The 17,135-nt window shown below is 72.8% G+C and carries 20 protein-coding genes; 11 read left to right on the forward strand and 9 right to left on the reverse strand.

Annotation, left to right across the window (positions count from 1 at the left end):
• Window positions 1-145: 145 nt before the first annotated feature.
• Window positions 146-613 carry an SRPBCC family protein gene (locus AB0M80_RS31465; protein WP_364572195.1) on the reverse strand — a complete coding sequence of 156 codons (468 nt, stop codon included), beginning with the start codon at window positions 611-613 and terminating at the stop codon, window positions 146-148.
• 82 nt (window positions 614-695) lie between these two features.
• Here AB0M80_RS31465 and AB0M80_RS31470 point away from each other — a divergent pair, with 82 nt between their 5' ends.
• Both AB0M80_RS31470 and AB0M80_RS31475 read left to right on the forward strand, forming a co-directional pair.
• Complete coding sequence (locus AB0M80_RS31470; protein ID WP_364572197.1) at window positions 696-1,679, forward strand: YihY/virulence factor BrkB family protein; 984 nt, start codon at window positions 696-698, stop codon at window positions 1,677-1,679.
• Between the two features lie 4 nt (window positions 1,680-1,683).
• Window positions 1,684-2,064 (forward strand): VOC family protein, encoded by a 381-nt coding sequence (locus AB0M80_RS31475; RefSeq protein ID WP_364572199.1) that lies wholly within the window; start codon window positions 1,684-1,686, stop codon window positions 2,062-2,064.
• Window positions 2,065-2,446: 382 nt separating this feature from the next.
• Here AB0M80_RS31475 and AB0M80_RS31480 read toward each other — a convergent pair whose 3' ends face one another.
• Window positions 2,447-2,785 carry a hypothetical protein gene (locus tag AB0M80_RS31480; protein ID WP_364572201.1) on the reverse strand — a complete coding sequence of 113 codons (339 nt, stop codon included), beginning with the start codon at window positions 2,783-2,785 and terminating at the stop codon, window positions 2,447-2,449.
• Window positions 2,786-2,923: 138 nt separating this feature from the next.
• The gene (locus AB0M80_RS31485) at window positions 2,924-3,937 is read right to left on the reverse strand and encodes a DNA topoisomerase IB (protein WP_364572203.1); all 1,014 of its coding nucleotides are present in this window, start codon (window positions 3,935-3,937) and stop codon (window positions 2,924-2,926) included.
• A gap of 92 nt (window positions 3,938-4,029) precedes the next feature.
• Between AB0M80_RS31485 and AB0M80_RS31490 the strand changes: the two genes are divergently transcribed.
• Together AB0M80_RS31490 and AB0M80_RS31495 are read left to right on the forward strand one after the other, a co-directional pair.
• On the forward strand, window positions 4,030-4,821 hold the full coding sequence (locus AB0M80_RS31490; RefSeq protein ID WP_364572205.1) for an SDR family NAD(P)-dependent oxidoreductase: 792 nt from the start codon (window positions 4,030-4,032) through the stop codon (window positions 4,819-4,821).
• On the forward strand, window positions 4,818-5,342 hold the full coding sequence (locus AB0M80_RS31495) for a DUF1360 domain-containing protein (RefSeq protein ID WP_364572207.1): 525 nt from the start codon (window positions 4,818-4,820) through the stop codon (window positions 5,340-5,342). The genes AB0M80_RS31490 and AB0M80_RS31495 overlap by 4 nt, the downstream gene beginning before the upstream one ends.
• A 57-nt stretch (window positions 5,343-5,399) precedes the next feature.
• Here AB0M80_RS31495 and AB0M80_RS31500 read toward each other — a convergent pair whose 3' ends face one another.
• Window positions 5,400-6,902: an FAD-dependent oxidoreductase gene (locus AB0M80_RS31500; RefSeq protein WP_364572209.1), complete on the reverse strand. Its 1,503-nt coding sequence runs from the start codon at window positions 6,900-6,902 to the stop codon at window positions 5,400-5,402.
• Window positions 6,903-6,985: 83 nt separating this feature from the next.
• On the opposite strand from AB0M80_RS31500, the gene AB0M80_RS31505 reads away from it, so the two are divergent.
• The gene (locus AB0M80_RS31505; RefSeq protein ID WP_364572211.1) at window positions 6,986-8,260 is read left to right on the forward strand and encodes an ATP-grasp domain-containing protein; all 1,275 of its coding nucleotides are present in this window, start codon (window positions 6,986-6,988) and stop codon (window positions 8,258-8,260) included.
• A gap of 81 nt (window positions 8,261-8,341) precedes the next feature.
• On the opposite strand, the gene AB0M80_RS31510 is transcribed toward AB0M80_RS31505, so the two are convergent.
• A complete protein-coding gene (locus tag AB0M80_RS31510) occupies window positions 8,342-8,506 on the reverse strand; it encodes a hypothetical protein (protein ID WP_364572213.1) in 165 nt (54 codons plus the stop codon).
• A gap of 166 nt (window positions 8,507-8,672) precedes the next feature.
• Here AB0M80_RS31510 and AB0M80_RS31515 point away from each other — a divergent pair, with 166 nt between their 5' ends.
• Together AB0M80_RS31515 and AB0M80_RS31520 are read left to right on the forward strand one after the other, a co-directional pair.
• Window positions 8,673-9,392 (forward strand): methyltransferase, encoded by a 720-nt coding sequence (locus AB0M80_RS31515; protein ID WP_364572215.1) that lies wholly within the window; start codon window positions 8,673-8,675, stop codon window positions 9,390-9,392.
• Entirely contained in the window at window positions 9,379-9,597 is a 219-nt protein-coding gene (locus AB0M80_RS31520) for a CDGSH iron-sulfur domain-containing protein (protein ID WP_364572217.1), read from the forward strand. Before AB0M80_RS31515 ends, AB0M80_RS31520 begins: the two co-directional genes overlap by 14 nt.
• A 57-nt stretch (window positions 9,598-9,654) precedes the next feature.
• Here AB0M80_RS31520 and AB0M80_RS31525 read toward each other — a convergent pair whose 3' ends face one another.
• Complete coding sequence (locus AB0M80_RS31525; RefSeq protein ID WP_364572219.1) at window positions 9,655-10,650, reverse strand: iron-containing redox enzyme family protein; 996 nt, start codon at window positions 10,648-10,650, stop codon at window positions 9,655-9,657.
• 8 nt (window positions 10,651-10,658) lie between these two features.
• The gene (locus tag AB0M80_RS31530; RefSeq protein WP_364572221.1) at window positions 10,659-11,792 is read right to left on the reverse strand and encodes a glutamate--cysteine ligase; all 1,134 of its coding nucleotides are present in this window, start codon (window positions 11,790-11,792) and stop codon (window positions 10,659-10,661) included.
• Between the two features lie 112 nt (window positions 11,793-11,904).
• Between AB0M80_RS31530 and AB0M80_RS31535 the strand changes: the two genes are divergently transcribed.
• Complete coding sequence (locus AB0M80_RS31535; RefSeq protein ID WP_364572223.1) at window positions 11,905-12,309, forward strand: STAS domain-containing protein; 405 nt, start codon at window positions 11,905-11,907, stop codon at window positions 12,307-12,309.
• Here the strand turns inward: AB0M80_RS31535 and AB0M80_RS31540 are convergent.
• A complete protein-coding gene (locus AB0M80_RS31540; RefSeq protein WP_364572224.1) occupies window positions 12,306-13,400 on the reverse strand; it encodes a glutamate--cysteine ligase in 1,095 nt (364 codons plus the stop codon). The genes AB0M80_RS31535 and AB0M80_RS31540 overlap by 4 nt on opposite strands.
• A 96-nt stretch (window positions 13,401-13,496) precedes the next feature.
• On the opposite strand from AB0M80_RS31540, the gene AB0M80_RS31545 reads away from it, so the two are divergent.
• Window positions 13,497-13,862 (forward strand): hypothetical protein, encoded by a 366-nt coding sequence (locus AB0M80_RS31545; protein WP_364572226.1) that lies wholly within the window; start codon window positions 13,497-13,499, stop codon window positions 13,860-13,862.
• An 8-nt stretch (window positions 13,863-13,870) separates the two neighbouring features.
• On the forward strand, window positions 13,871-14,350 hold the full coding sequence (locus AB0M80_RS31550; protein ID WP_364572228.1) for a hemerythrin domain-containing protein: 480 nt from the start codon (window positions 13,871-13,873) through the stop codon (window positions 14,348-14,350).
• Window positions 14,351-14,398: 48 nt separating this feature from the next.
• Here the strand turns inward: AB0M80_RS31550 and AB0M80_RS31555 are convergent, their stop codons facing one another.
• Window positions 14,399-15,859, reverse strand: coding sequence for an ornithine decarboxylase (locus AB0M80_RS31555; protein ID WP_364572230.1), 1,461 nt, complete (start codon window positions 15,857-15,859; stop codon window positions 14,399-14,401).
• An 80-nt stretch (window positions 15,860-15,939) separates the two neighbouring features.
• On the opposite strand from AB0M80_RS31555, the gene AB0M80_RS31560 reads away from it, so the two are divergent.
• A complete protein-coding gene (locus tag AB0M80_RS31560; RefSeq protein WP_364572232.1) occupies window positions 15,940-17,127 on the forward strand; it encodes an amidohydrolase in 1,188 nt (395 codons plus the stop codon).
• The last annotated feature ends 8 nt before the right edge of the window (window positions 17,128-17,135 follow it).

The raw sequence follows: 17,135 nt of genomic DNA on the forward strand, positions 1-17,135 counted from the left end.
ACCGCGGCAACCAACGGAACTTCCGCACCCGAGCCATCACAACCACCCCTTCCTCCAAGCGGTGTTGCAACAACCCCATGACTCCGAGCCACCTTCACGGACTCTACGTCCGTTGATGTGGCCTTCACGGACTGCGCGGGGATGGTCAGGGGCGGGGGTGCCCGTTCTTCGCGCGGGCGTGCTTGCCCGTGGCGAGGTCGGCGAGCCGGGCCAGGGACTCGGTGTTGCGCGGCTTCGCGATGAGCGCCTGCACGGCCGCCGGGAGCACCTTGCCGGGGCCGCGGACGATGTGCTCGGTCATCCGGACCAGGGTCTGCCCGTCGCCGTGGGGAACCAGCGTCAGGCCGACCGCGGCCGCGCCCAGCGGCCAGCCGCGGGCCTCCAACGACAGCGACAGGCCCGGCTCGACCGCCCGGACCACGGTGACGTCCTGGATGTGCACGGGCCACGGGCCCACGCTGTGGTGGATCCGCGAGCCCACCGCGGGCCAGTCGTCGTCGACGTCGCGGATGTGCGAGCTGCCGACCACCCAGCCGGCGTAGAGCCAGCCGTCCGCGAGCACGGCGAACACGGCGTCGGGCGGTACGTCGATCACGCGGCTGACCTCGGGCACGGCTTCCTCCTGCTTTCGGTGACGAAACAGGCATACCCACTCCCCGACCGGGTATGCCCGCGGGACGGAGCAGGAGGTGGCGATGGTGGCCAGACGAGAAGAAGGACCCGAAGGACCGGGCAAGCTGTCGAAGCGGTCGTGGGGCGCGGTCCTCAAGCGGACCTTCAAGCAGTTCAACCGGGACAACCTGACCGACTGGGCCGCGGCGCTCACCTACTACGGTGTCCTGTCGCTGTTCCCGGGCATCATCGTGCTGACCGCGATCCTCGGCCTGCTCGGCCCGGACAAGATCCAGACCGTGATCGACAACGTCAACCAGGTCGTGCCCGGCCAGGGCAAGGACATCATCGTCGGCGCGATCAAGGAGCTGACGGGCTCGCGGAGCCTGGCCGGCCCGGTGGCGATCCTGGGCCTGCTCGGCGCGCTGTGGACGGCGTCGGGGTACATCGGCGCGTTCATGCGGGCGTCGAACGCGATCTACGGCATGCCGGAAGGCCGCCCGATCTGGAAGGTCATCCCGCTGCGGGTGGCGTTGACGGTCGGCATCGTGGCGCTGCTGGCTATGTGCGCGCTGGGCGTGGTCGCGACGGGCTCGGTCGCGCGCCGCATCGGTGATCTGATCGGGCTCGGGTCGACCGGGATCCTGGTGTGGGAGATCGCGAAGTGGCCGGTGATCGCCGCGCTGGTCAGCGTGGCGTTCGCGCTGCTGTACTGGGTGGGGCCGAACGTCCGGCAGCCGTCGTTCCGGTGGCTGACGCCGGGCGGGCTGCTGGCCGTGGTGCTGTGGGTGCTGGCGTCGGCGGGGTTCGCGCTGTACGTCGCGAATTTCGGTTCCTACAACAAGACCTACGGTTCGCTGGCCGGGGTGATCGTGTTCCTTGTATGGTTGTGGATCTCCAACCTCGCGATCCTGCTGGGGGCCGAGCTGGACGCGGAGCTGGCTCGCGGCCGCACGATCGAGGCGGGGCGCGAGGAGGACCAGGAGGAGCCGTTCCTGCCGCCGCGGGACACGAAGGCGATGGACGACGATGAAGCCGCGGCGGTGGCGGAGTCGGAACGGAAGTGAGCGGATGGCCTGCCGGATCACCGAACTGGTGCTGGACTGCCACGACCCCGACCGGCTGGCGGAGTTCTGGTGCGCGGTCCTCGGCTACGAGGTGATCGGCCACGAGCCGGACGGCCTGGCACTGGGCCCGGCCGGCGCCCGGTTCGGCCAGGGCCCGCCGACGCTGATCCTGGCCCGCACGGACGACCCGCGCCGCGGCAAGCTCCCGCTGCACCTGGACGTGAGCCCGGCAGGCGGCGACCAGCAGACGGAACTGGCCCGCCTGACGGCCCTCGGCGCCCGCCCGGCCGACGTGGGCCAGACCGGCGAAGAGTCGTGGGTGGTGCTGCAGGACCCGGAGGGCAACGAGTTCTGCCTGCTGCGCGAGGACGTGGGCGCGGCCTGACGACAGGAATGGGCTCTTTCCCGGCGACGGACGCCAGGAAAGAGCCCATTCGTGTGGGGAGAGTGACGCAGGCGGCCGGTGTTCGTGGTCTCGGCCAAGCCCCAGCGTTCGGCGGCGGCGCCAGACGACCCGCGGTGCGGTGCGGTGTGCTGGGGCTGGGCCCGCGGCGCGGCGCGGCGCGGCGTGCTGGGCTCGCGGTGCGGTGCGGTGCGGTGCGGTGCGGTGGCTGGGGCTGGGCTCGCGGTGCGGTGTGCTGGGGTTGCGCTCGCGGCGCGGCGTGCTCGGCTGGGCCCGCGGCGCGGTGCGCTGGGTCGCGGAACCCGCGTTGGTCGCTCGCGCGGGCCGAGCCGGTGTCAGCGGTGCGGGTAGGCGCCAGCAGTTTTCAGCGTTCGCCCGCCGGGCAGCGGCGCCACGACACGTGGTCTCCCGCCCGGTCGGCGTGCCAGACCGCGGTGCTCGCGTCCGACTCCCACGTCGGCACCAGGCGGCCCGTCACGATCCTTCCCCGCGCCACCCGGCCGAACAGCTCGACGCCGTCGCTTCGGCGGGCGGGCGGGATCCAGGCCGGGAAGCGCGTGCGGGGGAGTTTCCGCTCGATCCACTCGCGCGCGGAGCCTTCGCTGCCGTGGTCGGACTCGACGATGCTCGAGACCGGGCCGTCGCCGCCGACGGCGAGGCCGATCGACGCGCGCCAGCGCACGGGGGAGGCTTCGGTGGTCATCGTCCCCAGGTTCCCGGATGAGCGTGGTCGCGGGCCAGTACACGTTCGGATGGATTGACGTTCACTCACCGTGCCCCCTGCCGCTCGCGGGTCCGCTGCCTCCCCGGGTGACTTCCCCGCCCGGGTGATCTCCAATCGTCAAGACGCGTTGAGCAGCCGGGCGCAGGCCCGCTCCAGCACCGCCCGTGCCTCGTCGCCGTCGAGCCGGGCCGCGCGCTTCAGGGCCGGGGCGATGGTCCGCTGCTCGCGGTAGGCCTCGACCAGCCGGGGGTCCACATAGGACGAGCGGCAGACCGCCGGGGTGTTGCCGAGCGCCTTCGAGACCTCCTTCATCACGTTCGCCTCCGCGCGCTTGCGGGCGGTCTCCGACGTCGGTGGGTCCGCCGCGGCGAACGCGGCCGCGGCCAGCACCGTCGCGTTCCAGGTCCGCATGTCCTTGGCCGTGCAGTCCTCGCCGGCCAGTTCCTTGAACCGCTCGTTGATGTCGGCGGCGTGCACTTCGTGCCAGGTGCCGCCTGCGCGGTAGACGAGCAGCCGGTCGCTGCCCGACCGGCTGCGCAGCAGCGCCTTCAGCACCGAAGCCAGCTCCGCGTCGCAGATCGCCACCTCGCGGTTCAGGCCGCCTTTGGCGACGTAGCAGAAGCGGCACTCGTCGCCACGGACCGCGGCGTGCTCCCGCAGCAGCGTCGCGGCGCCGTGGGTGCCGTTCTCCTCCGCGTACTCCTCGCCGCCGGTGCGGAAGATGCCCCGGTCGAGCATCCGCAGCGCCGCCGCGAGCACCCGCTCGCGGGTCAGGCCGCTGCCGGCCAGATCGGCCTCGACCTGGGCGCGCCACTGGGGCAGCCGGCGGGCCATCTGCAGCACGCGGTCGTGCTTCTCCTCGTCGCGGTCCCGCCGCCACTGCTCGTGGTAGAGGTACTGGCGCCGCCCGGCGTCGTCGGTGCCGACCGCCTGGACGTGCCCGTTCGGGTACGGGCAGATCCACACGTTCCGCCACGCGGGCGGGATGACCAGCCCCTTGATCCGCTCGAGGAGCTCGGGGTCGGTCACCGGCGAGCCGTCGGGCATGGCATAGGAGAACCCGCGGCCGCGACGGATCCGCTTGATGCCGGGGCCGCGCAGGTCACTGCGCCGGAGTCTGGTGCGTCCCACCGCCGCGAAATACCCGCCCGGCGTACCGGGAAACCATGGTTGCGCCCCGCCGCGGTGGGTAGCCAGCCCGAAAAGCACCGGAAGGAGCACGGATGACCACCGCAACCAGGCCGCTGGCCGTCGTCACCGGCGCGTCCAGCGGGATCGGGCTCGAGCTGGCGAAGCAGTTCGCCCGGCACGACTTCGACCTCGTGCTGGCCGCCGAGGACGCCGAGCTCACCGCGGCCGCGGACGAGGTCCGCGCCTGCGGGGCGCGGGTCGAAGCGGTTCGCACCGACCTCGCCGCCCCGGACGGAGTGGAAGAGCTGGTCCGGCACCTCGCGGACCGCCCGGTGGACGCACTGGCCGTGAACGCCGGCGTCGGCGTCAACGGCGAGTTCGCCGGGGACACGCGGCTGGAGGACCAGCTGACGGTCGTCGACCTGAACGTGCGCTCGGCGGTGCACCTGACCAAGCTGGTCGTGCCCGGCATGGTCGGCCGCGGCCACGGCCGGGTGCTGTTCACCTCGTCGATCGCCGGCACGTCGCCCGGGCCGTACCAGGCCGTTTACGCCGCTTCGAAAGCGTTCCTGACGTCGTTCTCCGAGGGCCTGCGCGGCGAGGTGAAGGACAAGGGCGTGACCGTGACGGCGTTGCTGCCCGGCCCGACGGACACCGAGTTCTTCGAGCGCGCGGACATGGAGGACACCAAGCTCGGCGCCGGCCCCAAGGAACCGGCGGCCGAAGTCGCGGAAGCCGGGTTCGAAGCCCTGATGGCCGGGGAGGACAAGGTCGTCGCCGGTGCGAAGAACAAGCTCCAGGCGGCCGCTTCGCGGGTGCTGCCGGACGAGGCCAAGGCGAAGCAGCAAGCCAAGATGACCGAGCCCGGATCGGCGGACGCATGAGCGTGGTCAAGGAAGTCGCCGAGAAGGCGAAACAGGTTCAGCGCGACTACGCCGGGGAGGCCGACCGGCCGCTGGCCGGCTACGTCGGCGCGATGGGGGCCTACGCCGCCTTCGTCGGCGGGCTGACCGTGCTGGGGCGCCTCCTCGGCGCCGGGCTGCCCCGCCGGTTCGGCGCCGGGGACACGGTGCTGCTCGGCACGGCGACGTTCAAGGCCAGCCGCATGCTGGCGAAGGCGGCGGTCACGAGCCCGCTGCGAGCCCCGTTCACCCGGTACGAGGAGGCGGCGGGCGCCACCGAGCTGAACGAGTCCGTGCCCGGCCAGGGCCACGTCGAGCACGCGGCGGGCGAGCTGCTGTCGTGCCCGTTCTGCCTGAACGTCTGGATCGGCACCGGGCTGGCCGCGGGCCTGGTGCTGGCCCCGCGGCCGACCCGGCTGGCGGCCACGGTGCTGACCGCCGTGGGTGTGGCCGACGCGTTGCACCTGCTCTACGACGCGGGCAAGAAGCTCGCGGCCGGTTAGCAGCCCGAGCCCGGAGGGGACGTTCCTCGCAGCAGAGGGAGGAACGTCCCCTCCGGCTCATTCCGGGCCGCGGCGCAGCGGACGGACCGCCGGGCCCTGCACCACTTCGCCGTCCACGCCGAACCGCGAGCCGTGGCACGGGCAGTCCCAGGTCTTCTCCGCGTCGTTGAACGAAACCAGGCACCCCAGGTGGGTGCAATGGGCGCCGACGGTGTGCAGCTTCCCGGCCTCGTCGCGGTGGGCGGCGACGAGCTCGCCGCCGACGCGGACGACCTCGGCGTCCCCGGGCCGCAGGTCGTCGAGCTTCTCGGACCGCCACAGCGCGGCGACGTGGTCGCCGACGAGGTACTTCGCGACGGTCAGGTTGTCCTGGGCCACCCCGAGCACGGACCGGGCGTCGAAGCGGTTGGGGTCGAACAGGTCCGCGGCCGGGTGCGGCTCGCCGAGGATCCGCGCCGCCAGCACGTGGCCCGCGGCCGTGCCGCCGGTCATGCCCCACTGGCCGAACCCGGTGGCCACCCACAGGTTCCCGGTCCCGGGCAGGTAGCGGCCGATGTAGGGCAGCAGGTCGGGCGTGGACATGTCGTGCGCGGACCAGCGGTGGGTCACGCGGTGCAGGCCGGCGTGCGCGTCCGCCCAGTCCGCGAGCCGCCGGTACCGGCGTTCGACGTTGACGTGCGCGCCCACGCGGTAGTGCTCGCCGCCGGCGATCACCATCGGCGTGCCCTGCTCGGTGTACCCGCGCACGGAGTGGTGCGTGTCGGCGTCGAGGAACATGCCCTCCGGTGCGGTGTTCCCGGCCGCCGGGCCCGCGACGACGAGATCGCGCACCGGGTCGAGCCGGGCGAAGTACAGCCCGCGGTCGAGCACGGGGTAGTGGGTCGCGACGACGACATCGCCCGCCACGACGTCGCCTCGCGAGGTGCGGACGGTCTGCCCGTTGAGGGCGGTCGCCCGGGCGTGCTCGACGATGGTGCCGCCAGCCCGTTCGATTTCGGCGGCCAGGCCGAGGAGCCACCGGCGCGGGTGGAAGTGCGCCTGTCCGGTGGTCCGCACGGCGCCGAGCGCGGGCACGTCGAGCGCGACGTCCTCGGTGAAGGACGCGGGCAGGCCCGCCGCGGCGGCCGCGTCCGCCTCCCGCTTCAGGGCATCCACGGTGCTTTCCCGCGTCGTGTAGACGTAGCTGTCCGCGCGGGTGAAACCGCAGTCGATGCCGAGTTCGGCCGCGGTGGCGGCGATCCACTCGCACGCCGCCGCCTGGGTTCCGGCGTAGGCCCGCGCGGCTCCGGCGCCGTGGCGGGACGTCAGGTCCGCGTACTTCGCGCCGTGCTGGGCGCTGACCTTCGCGGTGGTGTGGCCGGACACCCCGGCCGCGACCCGCTCGGCCTCCAGCACGACGACCGACCGGCCGGCGCGGGCGAGCAGCAACGCGGTCGTGAGCCCGGCGATGCCCGCGCCCAGTACCGCGACGTCGGCGGATTCGGGCACCGGCACGCCGGTGCGATCCGGGGCGGGGGCGGTCTCGACCCACAGCGAAAGCGGCTCGGGCAGGGCTGTCATGCCAGCGGATGCCCGCTGAGGGCCCGATCAAACCGGCCATCCGGCCCGTTTCAGCCGCTCGGCACGTCGGGTAGCCCCTCCGCATGAGTACCGACATCTTCGTGATCGGCCTGGACGAGGAGAACCAGCGCGTTCTGGACCGCCTGCCGTGGGCCGGGAGCTACCGGTTCCACGGCCTGCTGACCCCCGAAGAGCTGCAACACGGCGAAATCGACTTCGAAGCGCTCCTGAAGACGGCGCAGCACGAACTCGACGCGTTCGACGGTGACGTCGGCGCGATCGTCAGCTACTGGGACTTCCCGGCCGCGTCGCTCGTGCCCATCCTGTGCGCCCGCCTCGGCCTTCCCAGCGTGTCGCTGGAGGCGGTGCTGAAGTGCGAGCACAAGTACTGGAGCCGGCTCGAGCAGAGCAAGGTGATCGACGAGCTGCCGAACTTCGGCATCGTCGACCTCGACGCCGGGACACCCACCCCGCCGGAGGGCGTCGGCTACCCGATGTGGCTCAAGCCGGTCAAGTCGTTCTCCTCCGAGCTCGCCTTCAAGGCGGAGAACGACGCCGAATTCGCCGACGCCGTGGCCGAGATCCGGGCCGGCGTCGGGCGTGTGGGGGAGCCGTTCGGCTACGTGCTCGAGCAGGTCGACCTTCCCCCGGAGATCGCCCGGGTCGGCGGCGCCGCGTGCCTGGCCGAAGAAGCCCTGCAGGGCGTCCAGGCGGCCGTGGAGGGCTACGTGTACCGCGGCGAGGTCGTCGTCTACGGTGCCCTCGATTCGATCAACTACCCGGACAGCTCGTCGTTCCTGCGCCACCAGTACCCGTCGCAGCTGGGGGAGGAGCCGGTCCAGCGGATGCGCGACGTCGCCGAGCGGGTGATGAAGCAGATCGGCTTCGACAACGGCACCTTCAGCATCGAGTTCTTCTGCGACCCGGAGTCCGGCCAGGTGGCGCTGCTGGAGATCAACCCGCGGCACTCGCAGTCGCACGCGGAGCTGTTCGAGTTCGTCGACGGCGTCGCCAACCACGAGATCATGGTCCGCCTCGGCCTGGGCCAGGACCCCGGCCGTCGTCCCCGCAAGGGCACCTACCAGATCGCCGGCAAGTGGTACCTGCGCCGCTTCGAAGACGGCGTGGTGACGCGCGTGCCGACCCCGGAGGAGATCGCGGCGGTGCAGGAACGCATCGACGGCACGCAGATCGAGATCGTGCCGGAGGTGGGTCAGCGGCTGTCCGACCTGCCGGAGCAGGACAGCTACAGCTTCGAGCTGGCGCACCTGTTCGTCGCTGGGCACACCGAACACGAGATGGTGCAGAAGTACCAGGCGTGCGTGGACGCGCTGCCGTTCGAATTCGCCGAAGACTGAGCCGGGAACGAAAAGCGGGGGCCGCGGCCGGACTGTCCGGCCGCGACCCCCGCTTTGCTTCGGCTTTTCAGCCTGACTGTCTCAGCCCGACTGCGGGTCGCTGTCGTCGTGCTCGTCCCCGCCGGACGTGCCCTGCTCGCCGCGGAGCGTCTCGCGCTGCGCCTCGGGCGAGTTGCCGTGCGGGTCGTCACCACGGGGGCCTTCGGCGGGCTCGGTCGGGTGCTGCGTGCGGTCCTCGGACGTCATTTCGGGGCCCTCCTTCATGGTCCTTTCCGGACCGGATACCCCACCCGGCCCCGCTCAACCCACGGGGCGACGTTCCGTTTGCCGCGATCATCGCCGGGTAGCCGGGGGCCGACGCGGTTGTCCACCGGCGATCGCGCCGGGACTGCGGCGAGTGAAGGAGACCCAGATGACCACGTCGGCGGAACCCGTCCGCCCGGGCCCCTTGGCCGCCCGGTCCGTCATCCCCCGGCCCGTGCCGCCCGCCCCGCGGATGCTGCGGCTGCCCGGCGTGTACCGCCCGCAGGAAGACACCGCCCTGCTCGCCTCGGCGATCGCCGAGCTGGCGATCCCGGACGGCGCGCGGGCCCTCGACCTGTGCACCGGCACCGGCGCGCAGGCGATCACCCTGGCCCGCCGCGGCGCGGGAACCGTGCTGGCCGTCGACCTTTCGCGCCGCGCGCTGGCGTCGGCGCGGCTCAACGCGCTGGTCCGGCAGCTCGCCGTGCGCCCGTGCCGGGGAGGCCTCGCCAGAGCACTGCGGGAAGGACCGTTCGACGTCGTCGCCGCGAACCCGCCGTACGTGCCGTCCCCGGCGCCGACGGTCCGGGCCACCCGGGGCTGGGACGCGGGCCCGGACGGCCGGGCGCTGCTGGACCCGCTGTGCGCCGCCGCGGGCACGCTCCTGCGCCCGGGCGGGACGATGCTGCTGGTGCAGTCGGCGCTGTCCGATGTGGACAAGTCGCGGGAACTGCTGGCCGCGCAGGGCTTGCGGACTTCGATCGCCCGGCGCGCCTGGATCCCGTTCGGCCCGGTCCTTTCCGGACGGACGGAGTTCCTCGAGGCGACCGGGCTGATCGAGCCCGGTCAGCGGGCGGAAGAGCTGGTGGTGCTCCGTGCCGACCGGTGAGCGCGGTCCCCGCCGCGTGACCGTCGTCCCGGGCGGCCCCGTCCTCGTGGAGGGGCCGGTCGAGCTGTGCACTCCCGAGGGCGAGCTCGTGCGGTCGGACCGGTTCCTGGTCGCCGTGTGCGCGTGCCGGCGGAGCAAGCGGTTTCCCTTCTGCGACACCAGTCACCGCAAGCGGGTTCGTACGCAGGCGGACGACGGCAGCTGACTCTCGGATGGCCTCCCGGCGGAACGGGAGGCCATCTTCGCGTCAGTCCCGCAGCCGTCAGTCCCGCAGCGAGGATTTCCCGGCCTTCCAGCGGCTCAGCACCTGCTCACCGAAGCGGCCCTCCAGGAACTCGGTCGCCTGGATGCCGAACACGACGTCGGCGGCCAGCTCGGGCTCCTGCTCGAGCAGGTCGCCGAGCACGTCGTGGCGCATGACCTGCTCGTGGACCGCGTCCGCTTCGATGTGCTCGGTGTAGAAGAACCGGCACGCCTCCGGCGCGTCCAGGCGCCGCAGTGCCTGGTCCATCCGCTGCGCGGAGGGTGCGGTCGTGATCTCCGCCGCCGCGAAGTGCCCGCACAGCGCGCCCCGCAGCGACCGGTGCAGGCCGAACAGCGACATCATGTTGACCACCGCCAGCATCGCGCCGGGCACCTGGTCGATGAGCTCCAGGTACCCGTCGGGCAGGCCGGCCGCGCGCAGGAGGTCGGCGTAGAGGCGCGCGTGCGCGAACTCCGCGCGGCCGCCGCCGAACTCGTCGAACTCCACCGCCACCAGGGCGGCCTTCGCCCGGCCGCGCAGCCGCGGGATCACCCACGCGTGCGGGTCGGCTTCCTTGTGGTGGTAGATCGAGCGGTGCGTGAAGAACTCCCGCACCTGCGCCCAGTCGCCGTGGTCGCGCAAGTAGTGCGAAACGCCTTCGACGTCGATCGGCTCGACCAGCAGGGCGTCGAGTTCGCCCGCCACGTCGTCCCCGCCCGCCACGTTTTCGCGCAGCGCGGCGAGGAACCGCGCCTCCAGCGCGCCGCGCAGGCGCAGCAGCTCCGGGTCCCACTCCCAGTCGGGGGACACGCCCGGCAGGCCCTGGTAGTGCAGTTCGTAGCACAGGTGCAGGGCCAGCTGGAGGTCGTCGCCGAGCGGGTCGGCGTCCGCGAGACCGTCGAAGTCCAGATCCGCCCGCGGGTGCTCACGCAGGAGAATCCCCAGTACGGACTCCGAAAGCGGGCCCCGGGCGACCGGCAGGGTGGCCGCCCAGGCGGTGGTGGAAGTCGTCATGATCCCGGCTACCCCGTGAGCAGCGATCCATGCCTCACCGGCACGGTCGCCGCGGTGAGCCACCGCACCGCGGCCGCCGTGCCGCGATCGGCGAGCGCGCGCTGCCGCGCCGCCCCGGTTCCCTCGGCGCGCACCGCATCGACCAGCTTCCGGACCTCGGCCAGGTCACCGCTGTCCTCCAGCGAGGCCCGGACGTGCGTCACGAGCTCTTCGACGAGCGTCCACGCCGGCCGCCGCGTCTCGTCGGCGGCGTCCACGAGCTGCCCGGCGAGGCCGTGGCGCGCCGCGGCCCACACGGCGGCCGCGGCCACCTGCGGGGACAGCGGCGCGGCTTCGCGGCCTTCGGCGAGGTCGCTCAGCGCCCGCTGCACCAGCGCCCGGCTGAGCAGGGCCTGGAGCACGGCGTGGTCGACGGTCAGCGCGGTGTCGGCGACCCGGAACTCGACCGTCGGGAACCGGCCGGACGGGCGGGCCAGCCAGAACGTCTGGTCCGGGTCGACGAGTGCGCCGCAGTCGACCAGCGTCTCCACCGCCCGTCGGTATTCGGCGTGCCCGCGCAGGTGCGGCGCGACGCCGGAGCCGGGGAAGCGGGACTGCAGGACCATCCGCCAGCTGTCGTAGCCGGTGTCGCGCCCGTGGTCGAACGGCGAATTGGCCGACAGGGCGAGCAGCGTGGGCAGCCACCGGCCGAGGTGGTTGACGACGGCGACCGCGGTGTCGGGATCGGGCACCCCGACGTGGACGTGGCACCCGCAGGCTTCGTAGTCGGTGACGACGGCCCCGTAGACGGCGTCGATCTCGGCGTAGCGGCCGGTGCTCGCGGGCGGCGGCGTGGCCGGTCCGGGTCCCACCGGCGTGCCGGTGGCCAGGAGCGCGCAGTCCTCGGCGGCCGCGGCGCCGGCCAGCACGCGACGCGCGGCGGTCAGCTGGTCGCGGAGCTCCTCCGCCGTGGTGCAGACGCCGCTGGCGGCTTCGAGCTGGGTGAGCCGCAGTTCGCGGTGCACCCGGACACCGTCGGGCAGCGGGCCGTGGTGGCGGTGGCGGGCCAGCACCGGTTCCGCGCACGGCGACGCGTGCCCCGTGCGCGGATTCACGAGGAGGAACTCCTCTTCGACACCCATCGTGGGCGGGCCGTCGGGCATGGGCGGGCTCCTTCCGGACGGGCGTCCGGCCGGGGTACCCGTTCCGGTGGCGGAAATGCACCGGGACGCCGAGCTTGTTTCGCGGCGAGCTCGCCAGGGGTACTTCGCACCCATGACGACTCACGACCAGCTGCGCGCGGCCGGGGTGGATCCCCCGCCGACGCACCGGCTGCCTGCACCGCGCACCCCGTCCGACGGCGGTCTGGAGAGCCGGATCCGGTGGAAGAGCCCCGACGCGGTCGTCGTGGAGGTCACGGGCGAAGTCGACCTGTGCACGGCGGCCCGGCTGGCGGCCCTGCTGGACGAACACGTCCGGGCGCGTCCCGGCGTCCTGCGGGTCGACCTCGGGAAGGTCTGGTTCCTGGGGGCCGCGGGCATCCGCGTGCTGCTGCGGGCCCAGGGGCGAGCCGAAGCCGCCGGCGTCCACCTGGTCGTCGACCCCGGGGGCTCGCGAGCCGCGATCCGGGCGCTCGAGCTGCTCGACCGCCTCCGGGGACCGGGCCTGCCGGTGCGCTAGTCACCCGCCAGCAGGTCGACGACGTCCTCGGCGCGGCCCCGCTCCGCGAACCGGCGCCGTTGCCGGTCGGCGCCGCCGCCTTCGGCGGCCAGCCGGGCCGTTCCTTCGCGGGCGAAGTCGAGGTCCCCGGCCGCTTCGAGCGCCGGAGCCGTCAGCTCGACGAGGTCGTCGAGCACCGCCTTGGTCGGTTCGAGGTCCCCGCTCTTCGGGTGCGGGCAGCAGCCGGTGACGCCTTCCCGCGAGGCTCGCCAAAGCTGGGCTCGCAGCACCTCGTTGGGCAGGTGGGGCGGGGGAGCGTCGTCGGCCAGCGCGGTGGCGACCAGGCCGCGGGCCAGCACGCCCAGCAGCACCGCGTCTTCCGGGGTCGCGGCGACGTCGCCGATGCGGAATTCCAGCGTCGGCTGTTTGTCCGACAGCCGGACGTCCCAGTAGATCATCCCGCGGTCGAGGATCGAGCCCGCGCGCAGCCAGCCGTCGACGATGCTTTCGTACTCGTCCAGCGACGCGAACCGCGGCGGCGGGCCCGCCGACGGCCACCGGCTCCACTGCTGGTAGCGCCAGCTGCAGTAGCCGGTGTCGTAGCCGTCGGAGATCGCGGAGTTCGCGGTCACGGTGAGCAGGGCGGGCAGCCACGGCCGGATCCGGTTCAGGACCCCGACGCCGGTCTCCTTGTCCGGGATCGCCACGTGCACGTGGCAGCCGCACGTGTGCGAGGTCCGCGCGGTGGCGCCGAAGTGCTCGGCCATCCGCTCGTAGCGCGGGTTCGGCGTGATGACGGGCGGGTCCGCTTCGAACAGCGGCGCGGCCGCGGCGGGCAGCAGCCGGTATCCGCGGCGTCGCGCGGCGCCGCCCAGGTCGCCGCGCAGGCCGCGCAGCTGGCGCAGGGCTTCGGCGTGGGTGCGGCAGACGTCGGTGGCGGCCTCGGCTTGTGCCCGGGTGAGCTCGTGCTGCAGCTCGCCTTGCTCGTCGCCGGCGGCCTCGGCGGCGTCGACGACGTCGTCGCCGGCCTGGGACAGGTGGCCACGGCGGTCGACGACGAAGAACTCCTCTTCGATGCCGAACGTCAGCACGTCGCCGGTCTGGTCGTTCACCGATGTTCTCCTGGAGGTCGGGGACCGCCTGAATACCCGGACGGGGGATCGGGCAAACGGCGTTTCCTTCGGCCGGGAGCGGGTATCCGGGCGCTCATGAACCCGAGCGCCGCCTCTTCGCCGTCGCTGCTGGCCGCCGACGCCGGAGCCACCGTGCGTCGCCTGTCGCGCTGCGTCGGCGACGGCGAGCTCGACTCCCCGGCCGAGATGTACCGGGTGCTCGGCGCCCTGCGGCTGCTGGCCGACGACCTCACCCACCTGCTGCCCGCCCTGCAGGAGCGGCTGGAGGACGGTCTGCTGGCCGGCCGGGTGGTCCGCCCCGGCACCGACGCGGTCGCCGCGACGTGGGCCACGGTGGGGGAGGCCGGCCGGGCACTGGCGCACGCCGGGACCGTGGCTCTGCTGATGACGAAGGAACTGGAGAACTCCCAGGTCGCCCTGCGGGACCTGGCCACACCGTGAGGACATTGATGTCGACCGACGCGATCGTGCTGCTCAAGAACGACCACAAGACCGTGGAGAAGCTGTTCAAGCAATTCGAAAAGGCGGGGGAAGACGCGTACGACGAGAAGCGCCGGATCGCCGACTCGATCATCGAGGAGCTGACCGTCCACGCCTACATCGAGGAAGAGATCTTCTACCCGGCCGCGCGGGAAGCCGTGCCGGAGACGAAGGACCACGTCCTGGAAAGCGTGGAGGAGCACCACGTCGTGGTGTGGATGCTGTCCGAGCTGATCGGCATGGACCCGAAGGACGAGACCTTCGACGCGAAGGTCACCGTGCTCACCGAGAACGTCCGCCACCACGTCGAAGAAGAAGAGGACGAGTGGTTCCCCGAGGTCCGCTCGGCGATGGGCCGCAAGCAGCTGCAGGAACTGGGGCAGCGGATGATCGACGCCCGCCCGAAGGCGCCGAAGAACCCTCTCGAACTCAAGAGCGCCAAGGCCTGATCGCTTTCCGGAATGCCCGGCGGGTGCTACACCCGCCGGGCACTTTCGTCACTGCTTCGCGACCACCCGGATCGACTCGAGCTCCGAATCCGCGGGGTCGGGCAGTTGCATGCCCGCTTTGAGCCCACTGCGCAGGTAGTCGAGCATCGGCTTGGTGATCACCTCGCCGGGCAGGACGCCGGGCGCCCCGGGCGGATAAGGCGTGATCATCTCCGCGGCGATCCGGCCCGGCGCGTCCGCCACGGACACCTGCTCGGCCGGGCCGAAGAAGGCGTCGCGCGGCAGCATCGCCGTCTCCAGCTCCATCTCCCGCGGCGACGGCAGGTCCACCTTCGGCGGCGTCTCGAACGAAGGAGCGGCCTTCACCAAAGCGTCGAGCGCGTCGACCAGCGTGCCCGCCGTCTTCTCGTCGTCCGAATGGTTGAACTGGGCCACGATCCGGCGGTGGTCGGAGAGGCCGACGGTGACGCGCTGGTGCTCGCGCAGCCAGTCGGCGGCCTGGTAGCCGCTGATGCCCAGCGGATCGAGGTCGAGCACGACCTTCAGGGGATCGACCGAGTGGGCGAGATCCGGGCCGAGGAATTCGTCGTGCAGCACGGTCAGGCCGAGCTCGCCCAGCCGGCCGCGCACCGACTCCACGAGCGTCAGCGCACCGTCCAGCAGCTCTTTGCCCTGTTCGGCCATCTGCCGCCGCCAGCCGTCGAGCGCGGCGTAGACCAGGGAACTCGCGCTGGTCGTGCCCAGCAGGTCTTCACGTGCCTTCAGCACGTTCGGGTCGACGCGGTCGCCCTGCAGGTGGAACACCGAACTCTGCTCCACCGCGGCGCCCATCTTGTGCACGCTGGTGACGCACACGTCGGCGCCCGCGTCCATGCCCCACGGCGGCAGGCCGTCGTGGAACGGCAGGTGCGCGCCCCACGCCTCGTCGACGATCAGCGGGAGCCCGTGGTCGTGGCACCAGTCCGCGATCGCGCGGAGGTCGCCGCCCGTGCCGTAGTCGGTCGGGGTCACCACCAAGGCACCCTTGACGTCGGGGTCGCTTTCGTACGCCTCCGCGAATTCCCGCACGCCCGGCGGGTGGCTCAGGTGCCGCTCCGCGTCCCAGTGCGGGCGCACCCACACCGGCTGGACGCCGCTGACGATCAGCCCGGAGATCACCGATTTGTGCACGTGCCGGGGCACCAGCAGCTTTTCGTGCGGGCCCGCGACGGCGAGCATCGCGCTCTTCACCGAAAGCGAGCTGCCGCAGGTCGAGAAGAAGGTGTGGTCCGCGCCGACCGCGTCGGCCATCAGTTCCTGGGCCTCGGCGAGCACGCCGTGGCGCATCAGGCGGTCGTCGAGGCCGTTGAGCGCGATGACGTCGGAGCGGAACACGTCGGCGCCGACGACCTCCAGCACCCGCGGGTCGATGCCCCGGCCCTGCTTGTGGCCGGGCGCGTTGAACGGAACGTAGCCGGCGCTGTGGTAGTCGCGCAGCGCTTCGAGCACCGGTGCCTTGCTGTGGTCCATTGCGCCGGAGTAGCCGGAGCCGGCCCGCCCGAAACACGCCCGGTTGTGTGACCGAGCGTGGTGCGGGTATCCCGGAGGGCATGGAATGGCACGAGGAGCTGCACGAGCGGGCCGACGAGCGGATCGAGCACCTGGACGAGCGGCTGTGGGCCGTGGCGACCGCGTTGCACGAGCGGCCGGAACTGTCCTATGAGGAGCACGCGGCCGCGGACCGGCTCACGCGCGAGCTGGCCGCGGACGGCTTCGAGGTGGAGACGGGGGTCGCGGGGCTCCCCACGGCGTTCGTCGCCCGCGCCGGCCACGGACGGCCGTGCGTCGCGCTGCTGCTCGAATACGACGCCCTGCCCGGCCTGGGCCACGCCTGCGGGCACAACCTGATCGCCGCGGCCGGCCTGGGGGCCGCGCTGGCCGCCAAGGAGGTCCTGGGGGACAGCCCGGGCTCCCTGCTCGCGGTGGGCACCCCGGCCGAGGAGCGCGGCGGCGGCAAGGTCGCCATGGCCGCGGCGGGCGTCTTCGACGACGTCGACGCGGCCCTGATGGTCCACCCCGGGGTCCACTCGTGGTCGTGGGCGCCGCTGACCGCGCAGGTGGAGCTGAAGGTGACCTTCCACGGCCGGGCAGCTCACCCGACCGGCGACCCGGAGCACGGCATCGACGCCCTCGCCGCGCTGATCCAGGCGTTCGGGGCGATTTCCGCCCTGCGCCAGCGGCTGCCCCACGGGTCCCACGTGCAGGGGATCATCACCCACGGCGGCGAGGCGACGAACATCGTCCCCGAGCGCGCCGAAGGCCGGTTCGGGCTCCGCGCGCTGACGACCGAAGCGCTGGACCGCCTGGTCGAGGACGTCGCGACCTGCGCCCAAGGGGCCGCGCTGGCGACCGGGGCGAAGGCCGACGTCGAACGCCTCGGGCGCGGGTACGCGCACTTCCGCGACAACCCGGTGCTCTCGGAGCGGTTCACCGAGCACCTGGCGGCGTGCGGGATCCACGCGACCCCGCCGGCACCGGGGGTCTACCTCGGGTCGTCGGACATCGGCGACGTCAGCGTCCGCGTCCCGGCGATCCACCCGTTCGTCGCGATCACGGCGGAAGAGCAGTCGGATCACACCCCGGAGTTCGCGGAGGCGGCGGCGAGCCCGCGGGGCCGGGCGGCGATGCTGGCTTCGGCGGCGGCCCTGGCGCGCACGGCGATCGACCTGCGGACGCACCCGGCGCTGGTCAGCCGGGCGTGGGACTCCTTCCGGGACTTGGCCCGGAACGGGCGGTGACCGGGCCG

Source organism: Amycolatopsis sp. NPDC051045 (genome assembly GCF_040682955.1).
Classification (GTDB): Bacteria; Actinomycetota; Actinomycetes; order Mycobacteriales; family Pseudonocardiaceae; genus Amycolatopsis.

Bases quoted from the DNA above. Each gene is read 5' to 3' on its own strand.
- AB0M80_RS31470 (WP_364572197.1), top strand. From the start codon at position 696: ATGGTGGCCAGACGAGAAGAAGGACCCGAAGGACCGGGCAAGCTGTCG.
- AB0M80_RS31475 (WP_364572199.1), top strand. From the start codon at position 1,684: ATGGCCTGCCGGATCACCGAACTGGTGCTGGACTGCCACGACCCCGAC.
- AB0M80_RS31480 (WP_364572201.1), bottom strand. From the start codon at position 2,785: ATGACCACCGAAGCCTCCCCCGTGCGCTGGCGCGCGTCGATCGGCCTC.
- AB0M80_RS31490 (WP_364572205.1), top strand. From the start codon at position 4,030: ATGACCACCGCAACCAGGCCGCTGGCCGTCGTCACCGGCGCGTCCAGC.
- AB0M80_RS31495 (WP_364572207.1), top strand. From the start codon at position 4,818: ATGAGCGTGGTCAAGGAAGTCGCCGAGAAGGCGAAACAGGTTCAGCGC.
- AB0M80_RS31500 (WP_364572209.1), bottom strand. From the start codon at position 6,902: ATGACAGCCCTGCCCGAGCCGCTTTCGCTGTGGGTCGAGACCGCCCCC.
- AB0M80_RS31505 (WP_364572211.1), top strand. From the start codon at position 6,986: ATGAGTACCGACATCTTCGTGATCGGCCTGGACGAGGAGAACCAGCGC.
- AB0M80_RS31510 (WP_364572213.1), bottom strand. From the start codon at position 8,506: ATGACGTCCGAGGACCGCACGCAGCACCCGACCGAGCCCGCCGAAGGC.
- AB0M80_RS31515 (WP_364572215.1), top strand. From the start codon at position 8,673: ATGACCACGTCGGCGGAACCCGTCCGCCCGGGCCCCTTGGCCGCCCGG.
- AB0M80_RS31525 (WP_364572219.1), bottom strand. From the start codon at position 10,650: ATGACGACTTCCACCACCGCCTGGGCGGCCACCCTGCCGGTCGCCCGG.
- AB0M80_RS31530 (WP_364572221.1), bottom strand. From the start codon at position 11,792: ATGCCCGACGGCCCGCCCACGATGGGTGTCGAAGAGGAGTTCCTCCTC.
- AB0M80_RS31535 (WP_364572223.1), top strand. From the start codon at position 11,905: ATGACGACTCACGACCAGCTGCGCGCGGCCGGGGTGGATCCCCCGCCG.
- AB0M80_RS31545 (WP_364572226.1), top strand. From the start codon at position 13,497: ATGAACCCGAGCGCCGCCTCTTCGCCGTCGCTGCTGGCCGCCGACGCC.
- AB0M80_RS31550 (WP_364572228.1), top strand. From the start codon at position 13,871: ATGTCGACCGACGCGATCGTGCTGCTCAAGAACGACCACAAGACCGTG.
- AB0M80_RS31555 (WP_364572230.1), bottom strand. From the start codon at position 15,859: ATGGACCACAGCAAGGCACCGGTGCTCGAAGCGCTGCGCGACTACCAC.
- AB0M80_RS31560 (WP_364572232.1), top strand. From the start codon at position 15,940: ATGGAATGGCACGAGGAGCTGCACGAGCGGGCCGACGAGCGGATCGAG.